This window comes from Noviherbaspirillum pedocola (assembly GCF_016632335.1).
Lineage (GTDB): Bacteria > Pseudomonadota > Gammaproteobacteria > Burkholderiales > Burkholderiaceae_D > Noviherbaspirillum_A > Noviherbaspirillum_A pedocola.
Window position 1 is genome coordinate 78,153 of the sequence record NZ_JAEPBG010000002.1, and the last position, 15,197, is coordinate 93,349.

The 15,197-nt window shown below is 62.0% G+C and carries 14 protein-coding genes and 2 tRNA genes; 9 read left to right on the forward strand and 7 right to left on the reverse strand.

Translation table 11 applies throughout. The annotated features are described in order from the left end of the window. Positions 1 to 12: 12 nt before the first annotated feature. The 4 genes from glmM (at position 13) to JJB74_RS05500 (ending at position 2,407) form a co-directional block, all read left to right on the forward strand. Entirely contained in the window at positions 13 to 1,353 is a 1,341-nt protein-coding gene (gene glmM, locus JJB74_RS05485) for a phosphoglucosamine mutase (protein ID WP_200590838.1), read from the forward strand. A gap of 72 nt (positions 1,354 to 1,425) precedes the next feature. Further along, positions 1,426 to 1,502, forward strand: a tRNA-Pro gene (locus JJB74_RS05490). Between the two features lie 64 nt (positions 1,503 to 1,566). Then, positions 1,567 to 1,643, forward strand: a tRNA-Arg gene (locus JJB74_RS05495). A 221-nt stretch (positions 1,644 to 1,864) separates the two neighbouring features. Continuing rightward, entirely contained in the window at positions 1,865 to 2,407 is a 543-nt protein-coding gene (locus JJB74_RS05500; protein ID WP_234483998.1) for an SRPBCC family protein, read from the forward strand. A gap of 99 nt (positions 2,408 to 2,506) precedes the next feature. Here the strand turns inward: JJB74_RS05500 and JJB74_RS05505 are convergent, their stop codons facing one another. The 5 genes from JJB74_RS05505 to wrbA form a co-directional block, all read right to left on the reverse strand. Continuing rightward, complete coding sequence (locus JJB74_RS05505; RefSeq protein WP_200590839.1) at positions 2,507 to 3,769, reverse strand: glutamate cyclase domain-containing protein; 1,263 nt, start codon at positions 3,767 to 3,769, stop codon at positions 2,507 to 2,509. Between the two features lie 82 nt (positions 3,770 to 3,851). Continuing rightward, positions 3,852 to 4,298, reverse strand: a complete 447-nt coding sequence (locus JJB74_RS05510) for a CesT family type III secretion system chaperone (protein WP_200590840.1) — start codon at positions 4,296 to 4,298, stop codon at positions 3,852 to 3,854. Positions 4,299 to 4,501: 203 nt separating this feature from the next. Further along, positions 4,502 to 5,914, reverse strand: a complete 1,413-nt coding sequence (locus JJB74_RS05515; RefSeq protein ID WP_200590841.1) for an FAD-binding oxidoreductase — start codon at positions 5,912 to 5,914, stop codon at positions 4,502 to 4,504. Next, positions 5,907 to 6,299 (reverse strand): DUF2069 domain-containing protein, encoded by a 393-nt coding sequence (locus JJB74_RS05520; RefSeq protein ID WP_234483999.1) that lies wholly within the window; start codon positions 6,297 to 6,299, stop codon positions 5,907 to 5,909. The genes JJB74_RS05515 and JJB74_RS05520 overlap by 8 nt, the downstream gene beginning before the upstream one ends. Positions 6,300 to 6,310: 11 nt before the next feature. Further along, positions 6,311 to 6,919, reverse strand: coding sequence for an NAD(P)H:quinone oxidoreductase (gene wrbA / locus JJB74_RS05525; protein ID WP_200590843.1), 609 nt, complete (start codon positions 6,917 to 6,919; stop codon positions 6,311 to 6,313). Positions 6,920 to 6,975: 56 nt separating this feature from the next. Here wrbA and JJB74_RS05530 point away from each other — a divergent pair, with 56 nt between their 5' ends. Beyond that, complete coding sequence (locus tag JJB74_RS05530) at positions 6,976 to 8,268, forward strand: YihY family inner membrane protein (RefSeq protein WP_200590844.1); 1,293 nt, start codon at positions 6,976 to 6,978, stop codon at positions 8,266 to 8,268. Here JJB74_RS05530 and JJB74_RS05535 read toward each other — a convergent pair. Continuing rightward, on the reverse strand, positions 8,242 to 9,051 hold the full coding sequence (locus JJB74_RS05535; RefSeq protein ID WP_200591359.1) for an alpha/beta fold hydrolase: 810 nt from the start codon (positions 9,049 to 9,051) through the stop codon (positions 8,242 to 8,244). The two genes, JJB74_RS05530 and JJB74_RS05535, sit on opposite strands and share 27 nt — an antisense overlap. A gap of 2 nt (positions 9,052 to 9,053) precedes the next feature. Continuing rightward, entirely contained in the window at positions 9,054 to 10,364 is a 1,311-nt protein-coding gene (locus JJB74_RS05540; RefSeq protein WP_200590845.1) for an O-acetylhomoserine aminocarboxypropyltransferase, read from the reverse strand. 127 nt (positions 10,365 to 10,491) lie between these two features. Between JJB74_RS05540 and JJB74_RS05545 the strand changes: the two genes are divergently transcribed. The 4 genes from JJB74_RS05545 to aroC all read left to right on the forward strand — a co-directional run bounded on the left by JJB74_RS05545 (position 10,492) and on the right by aroC (position 15,181). Next, complete coding sequence (locus JJB74_RS05545) at positions 10,492 to 10,938, forward strand: CBS domain-containing protein (RefSeq protein WP_200590846.1); 447 nt, start codon at positions 10,492 to 10,494, stop codon at positions 10,936 to 10,938. A 124-nt stretch (positions 10,939 to 11,062) separates the two neighbouring features. After that, positions 11,063 to 12,058, forward strand: coding sequence for an NAD(P)/FAD-dependent oxidoreductase (locus JJB74_RS05550; protein WP_200590847.1), 996 nt, complete (start codon positions 11,063 to 11,065; stop codon positions 12,056 to 12,058). Positions 12,059 to 12,124: 66 nt separating this feature from the next. Then, a complete protein-coding gene (locus JJB74_RS05555) occupies positions 12,125 to 14,014 on the forward strand; it encodes an MFS transporter (protein ID WP_200590848.1) in 1,890 nt (629 codons plus the stop codon). A 60-nt stretch (positions 14,015 to 14,074) separates the two neighbouring features. Further along, positions 14,075 to 15,181, forward strand: coding sequence for a chorismate synthase (gene aroC, locus JJB74_RS05560; RefSeq protein WP_200590849.1), 1,107 nt, complete (start codon positions 14,075 to 14,077; stop codon positions 15,179 to 15,181). The last annotated feature ends 16 nt before the right edge of the window (positions 15,182 to 15,197 follow it).

A 15,197-nucleotide genomic window follows, 5' to 3' on the forward strand; every position in this document is an offset into this window, starting at 1 on the left:
CGGAAATGATTTATGAAAAGAAAATATTTTGGCACCGACGGTGTTCGAGGAACGGTGGGTGAAGCTCCTATCACCCCAGACTTTGTGATGCGACTCGGTTTCGCTGCTGGCAAAGTTCTCGTGCGTGGTGAACAACATGGCAATGCGCGACCGGTTGTACTCATAGGCAAGGACACCCGTATTTCCGGCTACATGCTCGAAGCCGCGTTGGAAGCCGGTTTTTCTGCCGCTGGTGTCGATACCATGCTGGCAGGCCCGCTTCCTACGCCGGCGGTTGCCTATCTGACTCGCGCATTGCGTCTCTCTGCAGGCGTGGTGATTTCCGCTTCGCACAACCCCTTCCACGATAACGGCATCAAATTCTTTTCGGCTACCGGCAACAAGTTGCCTGATGAAACTGAATCGGCCATCGAAGACGCGCTCGAGGCACCGCTGGAATGCGTGCCTTCTGAGAAACTGGGTCGCGCCAAACGACTGGAAGATGCGCGCGGGCGCTATATCGAATTTTGCAAGAGTACGTTTCCGAACGAGCTTGACCTGCGCGGCCTGAAGTTGGTCGTGGATTGTGCGCACGGCGCGGCTTACCACATCGCCCCGGATGTGTTTCATGAGCTTGGCGCCGAAGTGTTCGCCATTGGCAACCAGCCGAATGGGATGAACATCAACGATGCTCATGGTGCGACCGCGCCGGACAACCTGATTGCCGCGGTGCGTGAGCGAGGTGCTGATATCGGCATCGCGTTGGACGGCGATGCGGATCGGCTGCTGATGGTTGACAGTAATGGACGTCTGTACAACGGCGATGAGCTGCTCTACATCATGGTCCGAGACCGGCAAAAGCTGGGGGCCGTGCCCGGCGTGGTCGGGACCCTGATGACCAATATGGCGCTCGAAGTTGCCTTCCGCGAAATGGGAATCGGCTTCGCTCGGGCAAAGGTCGGTGATCGTTACGTACTGGAAGTGCTGCAGGAACGTGGGTGGCAATTGGGCGGAGAGGGATCGGGCCACTTGCTGTGCCTGGACAAGCATACGACCGGCGATGGCATCGTCTCGGCGCTACAGGTACTGTCCGCACTGCGTCGCTGTGGCGATTCCCTGGCGAAGTGTACCGAGGATCTGGCGCTGTATCCGCAAACCCTGGTCAATGTAAGGGTGACGCCAGGCTACGACTGGCAAGCGAGCATGGCGGTGCTGCATGAAAAAGAAAAGGTGGAACAGGAACTGGGCAATGAAGGACGGTTACTCATTCGTCCGTCCGGCACCGAGCCGCTGATCCGCGTGATGGTTGAGGCAAAGAATGCGGAAACCGCTGAACGCATGGCAAACAGGATTGCTGACAAGATCCGCGCCTAATCTGCACTGCGCTCGAGCCGGTACATCATCAAATTGACCGACCAGTAGGCTTGCTGTATAGTCTGGTTCCTTCGGAGTGTGGCGCAGCCCGGTAGCGCACCTGCTTTGGGAGCAGGGGGTCCAAGGTTCGAATCCTTGTACTCCGACCAGCATCACAGCGGGCTGTCTTTGACAGCCCGTTTTCATTCCAGCGCCTGTTTCAGGCGAAACACGCTGCCCATAGCTCAGTTGGATAGAGCATCGGCCTTCTAAGCCGAGGGTCAGAGGTTCGAATCCTCTTGGGCAGGCCAGATTTCTTCTTCTCTTCTTCTCGATCTTCTCTCTGTGTCTTGGCAGACCGGCACGCGGCGGACGTTGCTACGCAAACCGGCGTCATGCTCCACGAACTAAATTGCGGATGTCATTGTCAGTAAGGCATATGTACTCGGCATGCTTGCCTGCGCACTCAGCGCGATGCGCCGGCGCCAGAAGCCTTCATGAACACCAACCCAATCCGGAGGAAATGCAAATCATGAATCGACTATTGACGATTGCCGCGCTCGCCGTTGGCGGCATGCTACTTTCCAAGCAACTCGGGAAATCCCGCGCATCGGGAATGATGTCTTCGACGATGGATAGTATCGATGTGAACGTTCCGGTCAGCACTGCCTACAACCAGTGGACGCAATTTGAGGAACTGCCGAAATTCATGGACTCGGTGCACGAAATCCGGCAGATCGACGATACCCATCTGCACTGGCGTGCCTCCGTGGCAGGCAAGGAAGAAGAGTGGGATGCCGAAATCACCGAGCAGATTCCGGACAAGCGCATCGCATGGCGCAGCACTGGCGGGGTGAAGAATGCCGGCGTTGTCACCTTCCACAAGATCACCGACAACACTACCCGCGTGACGCTGCAAATGGACTACGATCCGCAATCCTTCGAAGAGAAGGTGGGTGATGCGTTGGGCATGGTAAAGCTCCAGTTGAAGAACAATCTGAAGAGCTACAAGGAACTACTGGAAGGCAAAGGGCAGGAAACCGGTGCCTGGCGCGGTACTGTACCGCAGCACTGATAAAAACCTCTATTTCCAACGCTCGGCCCGGCATGGAATCGACGCGTGTTCATGCCGGGTCAAGCTTGCGTTGGAATGCGAACGATTAGTAGCGACCGGTCAGCAGGTAGGCGTGCCTGAGCAGATGCAATTGAGTGTATGCATCAAATCGACGATCGAATGCAACGCTTCAAGATCGGCGACATGACGCGAAGACGGATGTCCATCGACTGCCGTGTATGCAGGTTGGCCCTTCCGATCCACACCTTTCTCATCGAGCTTCGATCCACGCGTAACGCCGTCCACAGCGCCACCCTTAAGCAACGCGCTGATGATTTCCACGAGCTGAACACCCGTGCAGGCGCGATGCTTTGACGACGCTCCCTCATTGAATGCGATCAGAAGCTCTGCCGGAGCGATGGCGCCGAGATTCGAGTTCCACGCGAATATCTGATGCATTGCAGGTACGACTGCCTGCATCTCATTGCCATTGATCGCGGTCGGTACGTTCAATGCGCCTCCCATTCCGGACTCGTTGCCACCGTCGCCTACGCCTATCGTTGGAATGCCTTCACAATTCGCCACGTTCATCAGCTCATCGTGGGGCTTGTTATAGTCGTCGATCGAAACCCCAACCATGTTGCTGTAGATATCTTTGCTATTGCGACCCGGAACCTCGATATGCATCACAACGTCAGGTCGGATGCCTTGCAGCATCTGATGCGCCTGTGCCGCGCGGTCCTCATGCGTGCCAGGCATTCTCTCGATCTGAACCTTGGCCGCAAATGCAGGATCCAGCACACGCAGCGCTTCACGCATCAAAGGCTCATTCAATTCATCGACAACAACGACTGGTGTCTTGCCGCAGCGTGCCAACGCATAGGCGAGTATCGCCGTGCCCACCGGGCCATCGGTTTCCGGCATCCCGGGTGCGACATTAAATCCAGTGCACAGCAGAACCTTCTGCGCGCTTTGCAGGGAAGCAAGCGCGGTCAGAAGATTGCCCGCGCCCTCCCGGCGTCCGATCTTGTCGATGCCGCGTGAAGTCATGGACAGCAGCAACGTATCGATGACGGGCATGAAAGCGGGCAGTGATTGCGCTCCCTGCGGCAGTGCCTGATCGAAATGCTTGAGCGTCGCGGCTACATCGAGCTGGGCTGGCACTGCAATCGCCGAAGCCACGTCTGGTATGGGTTTGCGATCGTGATAAGCACGCTTGCCCTGGCGGTAATGCGACGGGTCGACATTGCCCGTATTGGCCTGCCATGCATTGGGAGTTTGCCGCTGCTCGAATGTGCGCCTGGAGCAGTTGTTGCTCAGCGTCGGCCGTGAAACCGAGTGGATAAGTTGTCGACGTGTCTGCGAGCCAATGACAGAGTGCATGGATCACCTCTCTTTGTGAGGACATCGAAGGAAAGCGCATTGCGCTGTGCAGGCATCGCGGCGCATAGCCGCACGCCAGTTCTCATGCAAGCTGCATGACTGACATCCGCGATCGAGAGTCTTCCGTTGGCGTTTGATCGAGGAAATGATGTTGGCGCCATTCTCTGGCCTGCGTCGCGCAGGCCTCAAAGGCAGCGGCGAGATCTTCAGCGCTCATCTCGCTGATGGGGAGATTCAGCACATACACGACATGACCTGTGCCGGGCGCGATCGTGAAGCAGGCGCCGTGCGGGGCCTGCAGATAATTCAGCTCAAGCAGGGAGGAGAGAGTGGCAGTCATCCTTTCGGATGGCGGTAGGCCGAAGTCCACCTGGCAGCTCAGCGTGTTGTTTGCGCCATCCCGTCCCGCGAGCATTGCGCATTCGACGCCGTCTACCGTGAAAGACCCACCATGGCGCAGATGCTCGGCATCCAGATCGGTGAGCGCAGCAAATGCAATGAATAAATCATCATTGAAGGCTTGTGTCATCGGTCACCTCAGACATCGTGGTGCTTGCGAAGAACCGCGCAAGCAATGGACACTGAGTGGTAGAAGTGTGAAATCAGTTCAATTTTCCGGGTTTACATTCTTGACTGGACGATTACCCGAAGACCGGGCTGAGAAGGCCGCAGGCAAATAGCCAAAGGCCGCGCTGCCTTGCGGCGGCGCGGCCTCGTCGCATTGGAAGAAAATCAGGCTGGCAGAACCTTGCCCGGGTTCATCAGATTGTCCGGATCGAGCGCCCGCTTGATGGTGGCCATCAGCACGAGTTCGACGTCGGACTTGTACTGCCGGATCTCATCACGCTTCAGGGCGCCCAATCCATGCTCGGCCGAGATCGAACCGAGATGCCGGTGCACGCTGTCGTGAACGACCTGGTTGACTTCGTGCTGCCGCCCGATGAATTCCACGTCGGACACGCCCAGCGGCGGCGAAACGTTGTAATGCAGATTGCCGTCGCCAAGATGCCCGAAGGTGACCATGCGGATGCCGGGAAAGGCCTGCTGCAGCAGGGCATCGGTTTCACGTATGAAGTCGCCGATGCGCGAAATCGGCACCGACACATCATGCTTGATGTTCTTGCCCTCATTGGCCTGGGCCAGCGGGATATGCTCGCGCAGGTCCCACAGCGCGCGCGACTGGGCCAGTGATCCGGCCACCACCGCGTCCTGAATTCTGTTGGTCTCGAGCGCCTCGGTGATCAGGCTCTCAAACAGGCTCATCGCATGTTCCTCGGACTCGCTGTCCGACAGCTCCAGCAGCACATACTGCGCATATGGTTGCGGGAAGGGCGGCTGCATCTGCGGGTAATGCTTGGCAACCAGTTCCAGGCAAAAGCGCGACATCAGTTCGAAGCCGGTCAGCGTGGCGCCGCATCGATCCTGCGCCAGCGTCAGCAGGGCCAGCGCATCGTCAGGCGAAGACATCGCCGCCAGCGCGGTGACCTTGGCCTTTGGTTGCGGGAACAACTTCAGCACCGCGCCGGTGATGATGCCGAGCGTGCCTTCCGAGCCGATGTACAGGTCGCGCAGGTCGTAGCCGGTATTGTCCTTGCGCAGTCCTCGCAGGCCATCCCAGATTTCGCCCTGCGCCGTCACGACTTCAAGCCCCAGGCAGAGCTCGCGCGCATTACCGTAGCGCAGCACGCCGGTGCCCCCAGCATTGCTGGCGAGATTGCCGCCGATAGTGCAGCTGCCTTCAGCGGCGAGGGACAGCGGAAACAGGCGCTCGGCTTCGGCCGCCGTGTTCTGTATCGTCGCCAGCACGCAGCCAGCATCGACAGTCATCGTGTTATTGACCGTATCGACCGCGCGGATGCGGTTCATGCGGCCGAGCGACAGCACGACTTCATTGCCTGTGTCGTCTGGCACGCTGCCCAGCACCAGACCGGTGTTGCCGCCCTGCGGCACCATCGGCACGCCGAACTGCCGGCACAGACGCACCAGCGCCGCCACTTCCTCGGTGCTTCCTGGCCGCAGCACTGCCAGCGCGCGGCCGGTGAAGCGACGGCGCCAATCCGTCAGATAGCCGGCCATGTCAGCCGCGTCGGTGATCACATGCGAGGCGCCGATGGTCTCGCGGCAAAGGTCGAGAAAATTATTCATTGACGGATTCCGAAGCTTTCTTGATGACTTGCCGCGCCAGCATCTTCGCCGCCCGCTTGTATGGGCGCAGATACAGCAGCGAGCAGACGAAGAAGATGCATACCAGCGCTACTTCGATCCAGGCCAGGATCGCCGACATGTCGCGGTCGGTGAGGCCGCGCACGACGCCTTCGGCCAGATAAAGCAGGATCAGCATCGACGACCATTGCAGCGTGTAGATGTCGCGTTTGAGGATGCCGCGCAATGGCAGCAGCAGGGGCAGCACCTTCAGCGCCAGCCAGGAGCCGCCCGGACGCAGCGGCGCGAGCACGGTTTCCCAGGCGATGCACAGGGCGATCAGCGCGGCGAGGCTGGTCACTGCCCCAGCGTAGCAGAATCGTTGCATGCGGTTTTCCATCATAAGCCTCGCAGTTTCAAGGCGGTTTGCGCCAAACGCTTGCCGAGCGCGATCGTGAGGTTGCGACTGTCTTCCGATAACTGCCGATCGCCGTTCAGACCGGCCCAATGGCTTGCGCCGTAGGGCGAGCCGCCGCTGGCAGTGGTCATCAGTTCCGGATGGGTATAGGGCAGACCGAGCAGCAGCATGCCATGATGCAGCAGTGGCAGCATCATCGACAGCAGCGTCGATTCCTGGCCACCGTGCAGGCTGCCGGTGGAGGTGAATACGCAGGCCGGTTTGCCGGCGAGGGTGCCGGCCAGCCATTCGGCGCTGGTGCCGTCCCAGAAATATTTCATTGCCGCAGCCATGTTGCCGAATCGGGTTGGCGAGCCTAGCGCCAGGCCATCGCATTCGGCCAGATCTTCCCTTTCCACATAGGGCGGTCCGTCACCGGGTATGGCCGGCGCGCTGGCTTCGGTCACTGTCGATACCGCGGGAACGGTGCGCAGACGGGCTTCGCAACCGGGCACGCCATCGATTCCCTGACAGATCAGGTCTGCCATTTTGCGGGTAGCTCCATGCCGGGAGTAGTAGAGGACAAGCAGGGTGAGCGGGCGCTGAGTCATGCTTGGTATTATAGGGGCTTTGTGTAGACCAAACCCCGAGGCTGCCCGGATCAAGCATGCGCTTTGTCGAATCTCCTTTGCCGGCGGACCAGCCGCATCTGCGCATGCGCGACCTGCTCCTTTTCGCGATGCGGCGACTGCGCGAGGAACGATTGCCGCAGGTGGCGGGCAGCCTGACCTTCACGATGGTGCTGGCGCTGGTGCCGCTGTTGACGATTGCGTTTGCGATCTTCACTACCTTCCCGCTGTTCAACGCCTTCCGTGATGCGCTCGAATCCTATCTGTTGCGCAACCTGATGCCGCCCGGCATTGCCAACACCATCCTGAATTACCTGAACCAGTTCGCCCGCCAGGCGACCAAGCTGTCCGCGGTCGGCGCGGTGGCACTGATACTGACGGCAGTGGCCATGATCGGCACGGTTGACCGTACCTTGAACCGCATCTGGCGTGTGCGCGCCGAGCGGCCTTTCGTGCAGCGCATCCTGATGTACTGGGCCGTGATCACGCTCGGCCCCTTGCTGATCGGTGTCTCCTTTAGCCTCACCGGCTATCTGTTCACCGCGACCAATGGCATGGTCAAGCGTATTCCGCTGCTTGGCGAACTGGCCTACGGCTTGCTGTCGCTGGGCCTGTCCTGCGGCGCGTTCACGCTGTTGTACCTGGTGGTGCCGAACCGCCTGGTGCGACCTACGGATGCGGCTTGGGGCGGATTGTTCGCGGCGCTGGCATTCGAAGTGACGAAGCGGCTCTTTGCCCTGTTCATCGGCCGCTTTCCAACCTACACGGTGCTTTATGGCACGCTGGCCGCGGTGCCGCTGTTCCTGGTCTGGGTGTACCTCGGCTGGTTGATTACGCTGGTCGGCGCAGTGATCTCGGCCGCGCTTCCCGTGGTGCGGCACGAACGGTGGTGGCATCAACCCACGCCCGGAGGCGTGTTTCTCGACGCGGTGGCGCTGCTCGAAGTGCTATATCAGGCGCGGCACGATGCGTTTGCTGCGGTGGACGCCAACACACTGCGTCAACGCACCCGCATCGGCTTCGACGAAAGCGAGCAGTTGCTGCAGCAGATGCTGGATGCCGGCTGGGTCGCGCGGCTGCACACGGAAGCGCCTGCGCGTCTGCCGCTTGGCCGCCGTCGCGACCAAGGCCAGGATCGCTGGACGCTGCTGGTTAATCCCGAGCAACTGCGCCTTGCCGACGTGTATCGCCTGTTCGCCTTTGCTGCCATCGACACGCCGATGGCACAGCGCGTCGAGGCAGCGGTGGAGGCGGGACTCGCTGCGACGCTGGCGGAAGCGTTTTCCCCGTTGCCTGCAAACGCGTCAGTCTTCCCGCGCAAAGCCGTATAGCGCCTCCAGCACCGCATCCGGCTGTTCGGCCATCAACGCATGTCCGCTGCCTTCGATGCGGCAGGTGCGCGCGCCGGCGATAGCTTTGCCCAGCCCGGCTGCGGCGCGCGGCGGCGTCATCATGTCGCGGCTGCCGAGCAGCAGCAGCGTCGGACAACGCACGGCTGCTGCGGCTGCCTCGCCGTTGCCGTAGGCATTGCAAACGCTGAAGTCGGTATGGAACAGATGGTCGGGCCCGCGCTGCGATACCTGCTGCATCAGTCGCCGCGAAGCGCCGATGACGTTGAAGCCCGGGGCAGGGCAGGACGGCTTGGGCGACATCGTCGAATGCGACCAGATGTTGACCATGTCGATCGCGCGCGCTTCGTCGTGCAGGGCCGCATCGAGCAGCGCTTCGGAGACGCGCATCGGATAGGCAGTGCCAACCAGGGCCAGCCGCGCGACACGCTGGGGCGCAGAAGCCGCGGTTTCGAGCGCTGCCAGCGATCCCATGCTGTGTCCGATCAACATCGCACGTTCAACGCCAACGGCATCGAGCAGGCTTTGCAGCCAGGCGCTCATTGCCTCGATGCTCGTCAGCGCCGGTCCGGCACTTCTGCCATGCCCGGGAAAGTCCACGGCCAGCACGCCATAACCATGATGGGCGAAATAACGGGTCTGCAAGGCCCAGACCGAATGATCATTTTGCGCGCCATGCACGAACACCACGGTCGGCAGGGAAGCATCGAAGCGTTTGCCGCCGGTGTAGCAATAGGCCTCGTTTCCATCGATACGCAGCAGCATGCTCATGCTCCCTTGCCGGCCGCCTTCAGGCCGCGCGCCAGGTCTTCGATCAGGTCGTCCGCATCTTCCAGTCCAACCGACAAGCGCATCGTGCCTTCGGTGATGCCGGCCGCGCGCAATTGCTCGGCGGGCACGCGGAAATGCGTGGTGGAGGCTGGATGAATCACCAGCGACTTCGCATCGCCGACATTGGCCAAGTGCGAGAACAATTGCAGTGCCTCGACGAAGCGCCGGCCCGCGGCGCGGTCGCCGCGCAGGCTGAAGGAAAACACTGCGCCGCAGCCGCGCGGCAACAGGCGCTGCGCCAGCGCATGGTCCGGATGCTCGGGCAGCTCGGGATAAGACACCGACTCGATCATGGCATGCGCGGCCAGGAACTCGACCACGCGGCGGGTATTGGCCACATGCCGCTCCATGCGCAGCGGCAGCGTTTCGATGCCCTGCAGGATGGCGAAGGCATTGTGCGGGCTCATCACTGCGCCAAAGTCGCGCAGGCCTTCGCGGCGGGCGCGCAACGCGAAGGGCGCAACGCTCGACTCCTCGGAGAACACCATGCCGTGAAAGCCGTCATACGGTTCGCACAGTTCGCCGAAACGGCCGCTGGCCGCATGCGCTCGCTCCCAATCGAAAGTGCCGCCATCGACCAGCAAGCCGCCAACCGCGGTGCCGTGTCCGCACAGGAACTTGGTGGCCGAGTGAAACACCAGGTCCGCACCCAGTTCCAGCGGCTTCATCAGCCATGGCGTGGTGAAGGTGGAGTCGACCATCAATGGCAAATGATGCTCATGCGCGATCGCAGCCACCGTCGGCACGTCGAGCACATCGAGCCCTGGGTTGCCAAGCGTCTCGGCGAACAGGACCTTCGTTTCAGGACGGATCGCGGCGCGCCAGGCATCGGGATCGCGCGGATCGACAAACGTCGTTTCGATGCCGAAGCGCTTCATGGTGTAGGCCAGCAGATTCTGCGAGCCGCCATACAGCGCGCGCGAGGCGACCACGTGTGATCCGGCGCCGGCAATCGTTGCCAGTCCGAGATGCAGCGCCGCCTGGCCGCTGGCTACCGCGATGCCGGCTGCGCCGCCTTCGAGTGCGGCGATGCGTTCCTCCAGTACCGCGTTGGTCGGATTCGAGATGCGCGAATACACATGGCCCGAACGTTCCATGTTGAAAAGCGAGGCCGCATGATCCGAATCCTGGAATACATAGGAAGTGGTGAAATGAATGGGAGTGGCGCGCGCGCCGGTGGCGGGATCGGGCGCGGCGCCGGCATGCAGCGCCAGCGTGTCGAAGCCCGGATAGCGGGGTTGGCTCATGGCAGGGTTTGTCTCCTCATTGATTGCGCTACATTCTAGAGCGGATCGTTGCCGGCTTCGCGCTGGATTTTTGATAACGCATCAGCTACATTGCGCGGAGGCAGAACAACAACGGCTAGGGTGGGACATGAAAGTATCTGAAATCCTCAAGGTCAAGGGAGACATCCTGTACACGGTGACTCCGGAGACGCCGATCAGCGAAGCGGTCGCGACGATGGCCGAAAGGGATATCGGTTCGGTAGTCGTGATGGAATTCGGCGAGCTGGTCGGCATGCTGACCTTCCGTGAGGTCGTCAAGGCAGTGCATACAAATGGCGGCCAGATCGGCGCCGGCACGGTACGCAGGTACATGGACGACCATCCGATCACGATTACGCCCGAAACCGACATCAATGAAGTGCGCCGCCTGATGCTGGAACGTCATGCGCGTTATGTGCCGGTGGTGGATGCGAAGACGCTGTTCGGCGTGATCTCCTTCTACGACGTGGCCAAGGCGGTGTTCGAGGCGCAGAGTTTTGAGAACCGCATGCTCAAGGCTTATATCCGCGACTGGCCCGAGGCCGCAGAGGAATAAGGGATAGGCGAGCGCACCCCGATGCGGCAAGCGAAGAGCCGTTCATGGCGATAAGGCCATGAACGGCTTTTTCATGTCCGCGCATTTTTCAGCGTAGGTCATCATTCAAACGAGTCCGATCACCATGCACATTGCCATCATCGGCGCCGGCCTTGCCGGCCTTTCCTGCGCGCGCGAACTCCTGGTTGCGCGCCACACCGTCACCGTTTACGAAAAACATGAAGACGCCGGCGGCCGCACCCGCACCTGCCAGACCGAGCTCGGCGGCTTCGACTTCGGGGCGCAGTACTTCACCGCGCAAAGCGAGGCCTTCAGCAAGCGGGTGAATGCCTGGCGCAAGGCCGGCTGGGCCGCGCCGTGGAGCGGCAAGCTGGTGGCTATCGGCGCTGACGGCACGCAGCCCGCCGGGCGTGGTCAGCAGCGCCTGGTGGCGGTGCCCGGCATGGGCGCGCTGGCGCAGCAGCTTGCGCTGGCAGTCGATGTGCGCAAGGGGCAGCGGGTGAATGCGATCCGTCCGCATGGCAATCAATGGCTGCTGAAGATCGAGTCCGATACCGTGGCTATCGAAGCCAGCGCCGGTCCTTTCGATGCGGTGATCCTGGCCATGCCTGCAGACCAGGCCGCGTTGCTGACGAACGAGCCGGCGCCGGAACTTGCGGCACAGGCGGCCCAGATCCGCATGGCGCCGTGCTGGTCGCTGATGCTGGCGTTCTCCGAGCCGCTGGGCTTGCGTTACGATGGCGCCTGGCTCGAAGGCGGGCGGTTGTCCTGGATCGCGCAGGACGCTTCCAAGCCGCAGCGACGCCCCGGTGAACACTGGGTCGCCCATGCCAGCGCGGCATGGAGCGAGGAACATCTGATGGAAGACCCGGAACGGGCGAAGGAAAAGCTGCTGCGCGCCTTTCATGACGCCACCGGCACGGCGGTGCAGCCGGTGCATGCGGCAGTGCATCGCTGGCCGTATGCGCAGGCGCAGCAGACCTTGCCGGGGTCCTTCCTGTGGGACCGCGCGCGCCGCATCGGCGCCTGCGGCGACTGGTTCGATTGTGGCCTCGAGGGCGCGGGGAGAATAGAAAACGCCTGTCTGTCGGGGGTGGCGCTCGCGGGCGCCATCGATTGAGCGCATAGCAGTTGTCTTATGGCGCCCTGTCCCGCAAGCGCGGGGCAGGGCGCTATCCATATCGACATGAAAAAACACACCAGCCAGTTTGCCCTGCTGCGTCAGCGCCGCTTCGCGCCATTCTTCTGGACGCAGTTCCTCGGCGCCTTCAATGACAATGTCTTCAAGACCGCGCTGCTGACCATCCTCACCTTTGACGCCGCGCGCTGGACCTCGGCCGACCCCAGTCTGCTCAACAACCTGATCCCCGGCCTGTTCATCCTGCCCTTCCTGCTGTTCTCGGCCACCGCCGGGCAATTGGCCGACAAGTTCGAAAAAGCAGGCCTTACCCGCGCAGTGAAGCTGCTGGAAATCGCGATCATGGTGGTGGCGGCGTTCGGCTGGATGAGCCATCAGTTGTGGCTGCTGGTTGCGGCCGTGGTCGGCATGGGCCTGCACTCGACGATCTTCGGGCCGGTGAAGTATGCGTATCTGCCACAGCAGTTGCGGCCCGAGGAACTGGTCGGCGGCAATGGCGTCATCGAGATGGGCACCTTTGTCGGCATCCTGCTCGGCGAGGTGCTGGGCGCGATGCTGGTGCTGCATGAACCCTGGGGCGTACAGCTGGTAGCTGGCGGCACCATCGCCATCGCCGTGCTTGGCTGGCTCTGCAGCCGCGGCGTGCCGATCACGCCGGCGCCTGCGCCGCTGCTCAGGATCGACTGGAATCCGCTGACCGAGACCCTGCGCAACATCTCGGAGGTGCGGCGCAACCGCACCGTGTTCCTGTCCGTGCTCGGCAATTCCTGGTTCTGGTTCTATGGCGCGCTGCTGCTGGCGCAGTTCCCGCTGTATGCGAAGCGGGTGCTGCACGGAGACCATGGCGTATTCGTGCTGCTCCTGACCGTGTTCTCGCTCGGCATCGGCGCCGGCTCGCTGCTGTGCGAGCGCATGTCCGGGCGCAAGATCGAGATCGGCCTGGTGCCATTTGGTTCGATCGGCCTCACCGTGTTCGGCATCGACCTGTTCCTGGCCAGCCTCGGCTATGTCGATGCGGGCGAGGTCGGCGTGTCGGGTTTTCTCGCGCGGCATGGCAGCCTGCGCATTCTGTTCGACTGCGTGATGATCGGCATGTTTGGCGGCTTCTACATCGTGCCGCTGTTTGCGCTGATCCAGACGCGCAGCGATCCGGCCCATCTGTCGCGCACCATCGCCGGGATGAACATCCTGAACGCGCTGTTCATGGTCGCCGCGGCACTGGTGGCGATGCTGCTGCTCGGCGCGGGTCTGACGATTCCGCAGCTGTTCCTGGTGACCGCGCTGATGAATGCCGCGGTCACGGTCTACATCTTCCTGCTGGTGCCGGAATTCCTGCTGCGCTTTGTCGCATGGATGCTGATCCACACGGTGCACCGGGTAGAGGCCATCGATGCCGAGCGCATACCGGAAGAGGGCGCGGCGGTGCTGGTCTGCAATCATGTGTCCTATGTCGATGCGCTGGTGATCATGGCGGCAAGTCCGCGACCGATCCGTTTCGTGATGGACCATCGCATCTTCAAGACGCCGGTCGTGTCCTGGCTGTTTCGCGCGGGCGGCGCGATTCCGATTGCGCCGGCGAAGGAAGATCCACAGCTGATGGAACGGGCGTATGAACGCATCGCGCAAGCGCTGGCGGCCGAAGAGCTTGTCTGCATTTTCCCGGAGGGCAAGCTCACGCGTGATGGCGAGGTTGATGTTTTCCGTAGCGGCGTGCAGAAAATCCTCGTACGTACACCGGTGCCGGTGATACCGATGGCGCTGCGCGGCCTGTGGGGCAGCCTGTGGAGCCGCAGTCCGGGGAATCCGTTTGAACGCGCTTTCCGCCGCGGACCATGGTCGCGGCTGGCGCTGGCGGTCGGCGAACCCTTGTCGCCGGCACAGGCAACGCCCGAGCTGCTGCGCCAGATGGTGCTACGCCTGCGCGGCGACTGGAAATAAACAAGGCGGAGCGCGCTGGTAGAATGTCCGCCTTTCGCGCACTCTCCTTCCTCCGACATCATGGCTGGCAATACCTTCGGCACTCTCTTCACCGTCACCACCTTCGGCGAATCGCATGGCCCCGCGATCGGCTGCGTGATCGATGGCTGCCCGCCGGGCTTGAGCCTGTCCGAGGCCGATATCCAGCCCGAGCTCGATCGCAGAAAGCCGGGCACCTCGCGCCATGTGACCCAGCGCAAGGAGCCGGACACGGTGGAAATCCTGTCCGGCGTCTATGAAGGCAAGACCACCGGCACGCCGATCGCGCTGATGATCAGGAACCAGGACCAGCGCAGCCACGATTACGGCAATATCCTCGACACCTTCCGCCCCGGCCATGCCGATTACACCTATTGGCAGAAATACGGCATCCGCGATCCGCGCGGCGGCGGACGCTCTTCCGCGCGGCTGACCGCGCCGGTCGTCGGCGCCGCGGCGATCGCGAAGAAATGGCTGAAGGAAAAGTACGGCACCGAATTCATCGGTTGCATGAGCCAGCTCGGCGAGATCGCGATTCCCTTCGTCGGCTGGGAGCATGTGCCGAACAATCCGTTCTTCGCTGCCAATCCGGACATCATTCCCGAACTGGAAGCCTACATGGACGGGCTGCGCAAGGCCGGCGATTCCTGCGGCGCGCGCATCGACGTGGTGGCCCGCAATGTGCCGGTCGGATTGGGCGAGCCGCTGTACGACAAGCTCGACGCCGACATCGCCTACGCAATGATGGGCATCAATGCGGTCAAGGGCGTGGAGATCGGCGCCGGTTTCCGCTCGGTGGCGCAAAAGGGCACCGAGCATGGCGACGAACTCACGCCGCAGGGCTTCTCCAGCAACAATGCCGGCGGCGTGCTCGGCGGCATCTCCACCGGGCAGGACATCACGGTATCGATCGCCATCAAGCCGACGTCGAGCATACGCACGCCGCGCCAGTCCATCGACCGTGCCGGCAATCCGGCCACCGTGGAAACCTTCGGCCGCCACGATCCCTGCGTCGGCATCCGTGCCACGCCGATCGCCGAGGCGATGCTGGCGCTGGTGCTGATGGACCATGCGCTGCGCCACCGGGCGCAATGCGGCGACGTGCATGTCGATACGCCGCAGATTCCCGCGCGCGCGGCGCAAGGCTGAGCCGAGAGCTTGCGAC

Coding starts and splice junctions, on each gene's coding strand:
- JJB74_RS05550 (WP_200590847.1), top strand. CDS start 11,063: ATGCACATTGCCATCATCGGCGCCGGCCTTGCCGGCCTTTCCTGCGCG.
- JJB74_RS05545 (WP_200590846.1), top strand. CDS start 10,492: ATGAAAGTATCTGAAATCCTCAAGGTCAAGGGAGACATCCTGTACACG.
- JJB74_RS05510 (WP_200590840.1), bottom strand. CDS start 4,298: ATGACACAAGCCTTCAATGATGATTTATTCATTGCATTTGCTGCGCTC.
- JJB74_RS05540 (WP_200590845.1), bottom strand. CDS start 10,364: ATGAGCCAACCCCGCTATCCGGGCTTCGACACGCTGGCGCTGCATGCC.
- JJB74_RS05515 (WP_200590841.1), bottom strand. CDS start 5,914: ATGAATAATTTTCTCGACCTTTGCCGCGAGACCATCGGCGCCTCGCAT.
- JJB74_RS05505 (WP_200590839.1), bottom strand. CDS start 3,769: ATGCACTCTGTCATTGGCTCGCAGACACGTCGACAACTTATCCACTCG.
- JJB74_RS05530 (WP_200590844.1), top strand. CDS start 6,976: ATGCGCTTTGTCGAATCTCCTTTGCCGGCGGACCAGCCGCATCTGCGC.
- JJB74_RS05500 (WP_234483998.1), top strand. CDS start 1,865: ATGAATCGACTATTGACGATTGCCGCGCTCGCCGTTGGCGGCATGCTA.
- aroC (WP_200590849.1), top strand. CDS start 14,075: ATGGCTGGCAATACCTTCGGCACTCTCTTCACCGTCACCACCTTCGGC.
- JJB74_RS05520 (WP_234483999.1), bottom strand. CDS start 6,299: ATGCAACGATTCTGCTACGCTGGGGCAGTGACCAGCCTCGCCGCGCTG.
- glmM (WP_200590838.1), top strand. CDS start 13: ATGAAAAGAAAATATTTTGGCACCGACGGTGTTCGAGGAACGGTGGGT.
- wrbA (WP_200590843.1), bottom strand. CDS start 6,919: ATGACTCAGCGCCCGCTCACCCTGCTTGTCCTCTACTACTCCCGGCAT.
- JJB74_RS05535 (WP_200591359.1), bottom strand. CDS start 9,051: ATGCTGCTGCGTATCGATGGAAACGAGGCCTATTGCTACACCGGCGGC.
- JJB74_RS05555 (WP_200590848.1), top strand. CDS start 12,125: ATGAAAAAACACACCAGCCAGTTTGCCCTGCTGCGTCAGCGCCGCTTC.